The 4,533-nt window shown below is 70.7% G+C and carries 5 protein-coding genes; 3 read left to right on the forward strand and 2 right to left on the reverse strand.

Translation table 11 applies throughout. The features are described 5' to 3' along the window. Window positions 1-61 precede the first annotated feature (61 nt). Together KBX39_RS24105 and KBX39_RS24110 are read right to left on the reverse strand one after the other, a co-directional pair. Window positions 62-712: a M23 family metallopeptidase gene (locus KBX39_RS24105; protein ID WP_043329946.1), complete on the reverse strand. Its 651-nt coding sequence runs from the start codon at window positions 710-712 to the stop codon at window positions 62-64. A 48-nt stretch (window positions 713-760) separates the two neighbouring features. After that, complete coding sequence (locus tag KBX39_RS24110) at window positions 761-1,153, reverse strand: VOC family protein (RefSeq protein ID WP_210872635.1); 393 nt, start codon at window positions 1,151-1,153, stop codon at window positions 761-763. An 817-nt stretch (window positions 1,154-1,970) separates the two neighbouring features. Between KBX39_RS24110 and KBX39_RS24115 the strand changes: the two genes are divergently transcribed. From KBX39_RS24115 to KBX39_RS24125, 3 genes are all read left to right on the forward strand, one after another. Continuing rightward, entirely contained in the window at window positions 1,971-3,152 is a 1,182-nt protein-coding gene (locus tag KBX39_RS24115) for an aminotransferase class I/II-fold pyridoxal phosphate-dependent enzyme (protein ID WP_210872637.1), read from the forward strand. A gap of 44 nt (window positions 3,153-3,196) precedes the next feature. After that, window positions 3,197-4,135 carry a UbiA family prenyltransferase gene (locus KBX39_RS24120; RefSeq protein ID WP_210872639.1) on the forward strand — a complete coding sequence of 313 codons (939 nt, stop codon included), beginning with the start codon at window positions 3,197-3,199 and terminating at the stop codon, window positions 4,133-4,135. Between the two features lies 1 nt (window position 4,136). Continuing rightward, window positions 4,137-4,533: AIR synthase related protein (locus KBX39_RS24125; protein ID WP_210872641.1), on the forward strand; the 397-nt coding region annotated here is incomplete at its 3' end.

Below are 4,533 nucleotides of genomic sequence, written 5' to 3' on the forward strand. Positions count from 1 at the left end.
CTATCGCCGGGACCGCTCTCGCCGCCGTCCGGCGCGACCCCGGTGGTACGCCGAACCGTGGCTACCGGCGACCCTGGTCGCAGTTCGCGCTGGTCAGCCGGACGGTGTACTCGCGGTCGTCGGACGTGATGCCGGACGGCACGCCGTCGAAGTGGGCCTCCACCTTCTCCCAGCCCCGGCGCTGCTCGTAGTGCAGGTGCGGGGCGCCGGAGTTCCCGGTGCTGCCGACCCGCCCGAGCTGATCGCCGCGGGCCACCCGCTGACCGGCCTCGACCAGCGGCGGTTCGAGCAGGTGCAGGTACTGCGTCTCCCACTTCCCGCCATGGTCGATCTTCACCCAGTAGCCGCCGCCGCGCCCCTTCGGCCCGTTCGGGTCCTGCGGGGTGCGACCGCCCAGGGAACCGTTGACCCCGGCCACGGTGACGGTGCCGGCGGCGGACGCCAGCACCGGCCGTCCCCACGCCTCGCCCCGGGTCGGGAACAGGTCGATGTCGTAGTCGTCGTGCCCGGGATAGGTCGACAGGCGCCACGTCTCACCGCAGGCCACCGGGAGCTGGAAGGCCGGTCGAGGGCCCGGCGGCCGCAGCAGCGGCACCACGACCACAGCGACGGCGCCCAACGCGGCGAGGACGCCGGCGACCAACGCGACGCGGGCCAGGGGGCGGCGCGGCCGACGGAGGGGACGTGGGTCGCGCGGACGCTGGGTGCTCATCGCTTCGAGCATGACACGGGCCGTGCGGACGCCTGCGTGGCCGCGCGCCTACTCCCACGCCTGGGAGAGGGACTCGAAGGTCTTCGGATCGCTGTGGCACGGGATGACACACACGAGAGGACCGCCCGGAGCCCGTAAGGTGATGCACTCCAGCCAGCGGCCGACCTCGACAGCGCCGAGGGCGATCAGCCGGCGTGCTTCGGCCTCGACGTCGTCGGTCTCGATGTCGACGTGATATCGAGCCGGCTCGTCCACGGACTGGATCGCGAGCACCAGGCCGGGCAACGCGCCGTGCAGAGAGGTGAACTGCGGCTCGTCGGGGACTGTACGTGCCGGAACGCCGAGTGCCGTCGACCAGAAGGCGGCGGCTGCGGGCGCCTCACCGCCCGGCACGTCGATCAGGATCGTCGAGAGTCTGCTGCGATGCGCCACGACGATCATTATCCACATTCTCCCGCCGATTCGCCTGCCCGATGCGCGACCGGTCAAAGCCGGGCAGCCGGAACGAAGATGCGGGTTATTCATCGACGACTATTCGTTGATCTTGTCGAACCGGCCGGATGACCCCTGTTCAAGCCCTCGATCACCGCCCTGCGCACCGCACCGGAAGCCGGCGTGGACCCCGCGCCCGGGAGGAACCGACGCCCGAAGCGGGGTGGACTCGCGCTGCGGATCCGGCGTAGCATCCTGCCCCAGAGAGATCGCTTAGCGATTCGCCGCTGATGAATGTCGACAGCGGAACGGGGGAGGTACCGGTCTATGTGTTGCCGTCGAAATACCGTTTTCATCGGGCTGCTGTAGAAGCGCGTCTTCTGGTTCTGGTCCTGGCTTCCGAGAGCCTTCGCAAGCCTGATGGCCTGATGCCGGCTGATATCGCCGGCCCCGGATCGAAGTGCAGGCCGCACTGCCCGGATCACCCGCTCGCATTCGGAATGGCCGAACCGCGGCCGGCGGCCGTCGTTCACCCGGGCGAACCCGCCACCGGCGTGTCGGCGCGCCGTTGCGCCAGGCCGCCGGGCAGGTCCGGCCACCCTGCGGCGAGAGCCCGGGCCCGCCTCGGCGGGCACCCACCCGCAGAGCCTCCGTACGCCGTCCGCGTCCGATCGCCCACCTCCCTCCGCACAGCGGTTCCGTGCCGGCCGGAACCGGTCGGCGGTGCGCCGCCGTCCGGAGCGAGTTCGCCGACAGCTGGGGCAGCAGGTCCGCCCGATGACCTGATGCACACGGGGTACCAGACGAGAGGGGTTACGCGAACGTGGTGACAGTGGACATCTTCGGCCGCTGCCGGTCGTACACCGAGAGCAGGGAGGCTCGCGCGGCCAAGCTCTACCCGTACTTCACTCCTTTCGAGGGGCAGGACGCGACCGTCGCGCAGACCGGGGACGGCGACATCCTGATGTGCGGCTCGAACAACTACCTCGGACTCACCTCCCACCCCCAGGTGAAAGCAGCGGCGCAGGCGGCGATCGAGGCGTACGGGTCGTCGCGTACGGGCTCTCGGCTGCTCAACGGCAACACACCTCTGCACGAGGAGCTGGAGCACGAGCTGGCCGAGTTCCTCGGCATGCCGGCCGCTCTGGTGTTCCCGACCGGCTACCAGGCGAATGTCGGAGTCATCGCGTCGCTGCTGTCTCGTCACGACGAGGTCATCCTCGACCGCGAGGCGCACGCCTCGGCCTACGACGGCTGCGGCATGAGCCGGGCGAAGACCCGCCGGTTCGCCCACAACGACATGGTCGACCTGGAGCGGCAGCTGGCGGCCGGCCCCTCGGACGCCGGCCGGCTGGTCGTGGTCGACGGCGTCTACTCGATGGCCGGCGATCTGTGCCCACTGAACGAGGTGGTCCGGCTGTGCCGGCAGTACGGCGCCCGCCTGCTCGTCGACGACGCGCACGGCATCGGCGTGCTGGCCGACGGCCGGGGCACCAGCGCCCATTTCGGCGTCACCGATCAGGTCGACCTCGTCACGGTCACCTTCAGCAAGTCGCTTGCGTCGATCGGCGGCGCGGTGCTCGGTCCGGAGGATGTCATCGAGTACCTCCGCCACCACGCGCGCAGCCTCATCTTCAGCGCATCCGCGCCGCCGGCGAACCTGGCCGCCGCCTACGCCGCGTTGCGCATCCTGCGGGCGGAACCGTGGCTGTGCCGGCAGGCGGTCGAGAACGCCTCGTACGTGCGTCGCGAGCTCACCGCCCTGGGTTACGACCCGATACCGAGTGAGACGCCGATCGTGTCGGTGCGGCTCGACGGCGTCCAGCAGACCCTGCTCGCGTGGCGCAGCCTGCTGGACCGCGGCGTGTACGTCAACGCCGTGGTCCCCCCGGCCGCCTCGCCCCGGCTGCGGGCGAGCTTCGCCACCACGCACACGTCGGAGCAGCTCAAGCGCGTCGTCGCCGCGTTCGCCGAAGTCCGCGACCTGATGCACCTGGAGGACCGATGACCGTCAGCCGGCTCGAACCCGCAGTCAGCACCCGGGACCTGCTGGTGGCCTGGGCGCGGATGTGGCGGCTCCACTTCGTGCCCTTCTCGCTGTCGGCCGGTCTGGTCGGCATGACGGCGCCGCCGGTCGGGGCCAGCGCCGCGAGCATCGTGATCGGGCTGCTGTTCTGCACCCTCGGATACGGCGTCGGCGTGGTGATGAACGACTGGTTCGACCGCAAGGCCGACGCCGTCAACGCGCCGGACCGCCCCTTCGTCACCGGGCTGATAAACCCCCACGTCGGGCTGGGGCTGACGCTCGCGCTGTCCACCGCGCTGATGCTGGTGGCTGTCGTGGTCGCACCGACGCTGGCCCTGTGGAGCGTCATCGCGATCGGCGGTCACCTGGTCTACTCCTGGACCAAGCGCATCCCTATGCTGGGCAACCTCGTCAACGGCGTCGACATGGCGCTGTTCACGGTGCTCGGCGCCGTGGCCGTCCGACCCGACGCGGGATGGCTCGACATCCCGGCGGTGACCTGGTTCCAGACGGCGCTCGTCGCGGTCGCGTTCAGTGGCTTCTGCCTCGTGGGGTACTTCAAGGACATCGAAGGCGACCGGGTCGCGGGCTACCGGACGCTGCCGGTGGCCATCGGGACCAGGGCCTCCAGCCGGATCGCCGTGGTGTTCCCGGTCGTGGCGGTGGTGGCCGCGGGCGCGGCGGCCGTGGCGGGCGCCGATCGCGCGGGCGCCTATGCCGAGGTCGTCTTCTGGGCGCTGCTCGTCGCGTCCGGGCTCGGGTTCACGCAGAGTCTCGTGACGCTCATCAGGGCGCCGGAGACCCGCGCGTACGAGGCGCTGGTCTGGTTCATCAGGGCGACCACGCTGTTCTTCCTGTCGCTCGGCGCGCTGCACCGGCCGACGCTCTTCCTCGTCGTCGCCGTTCCGATGATGGCCTATCTGGAGCTGACGTTGCGCGCGACCCAGTCTTCCCGGCAGGCATGACATGACCTCCACCGCCTGGAACCGGCTGTCCCTGAACGCGGCCGAGGGCAGCCTGATCACCGCGATACGCGAGTGCATGGTCCGGTCGCCCCGGCAGCTCAACAACGCCTTCGAGGCCGACGCCGAACTCCTCGATCTGGGCGCCGGCGGGCTCCTGGCACTGACCGTCGACACGTTGAACGACGGCGCCGAGCTGGCCACCGCCACCACGCCGTACGCGAAGGGGTGGTTGACCACCACCGTCAGCGTGAGTGACCTCGCCGCGGTGGCCGCCGACCCGGTCGCCGTGCTCGTCTCCTGCTCGCTGCGCCGGGACAGATGGACTCTCGAGGACGCCCGCGAGTTCGGGCGCGGCGCGTCCGAGGCCGCCGAACGCTACGGCTGCCACGTCGTTGGAG

The organism is Micromonospora sp. D75, assembly GCF_018070405.1.
Classification (GTDB): domain Bacteria; phylum Actinomycetota; class Actinomycetes; order Mycobacteriales; family Micromonosporaceae; genus Micromonospora; species Micromonospora chalcea.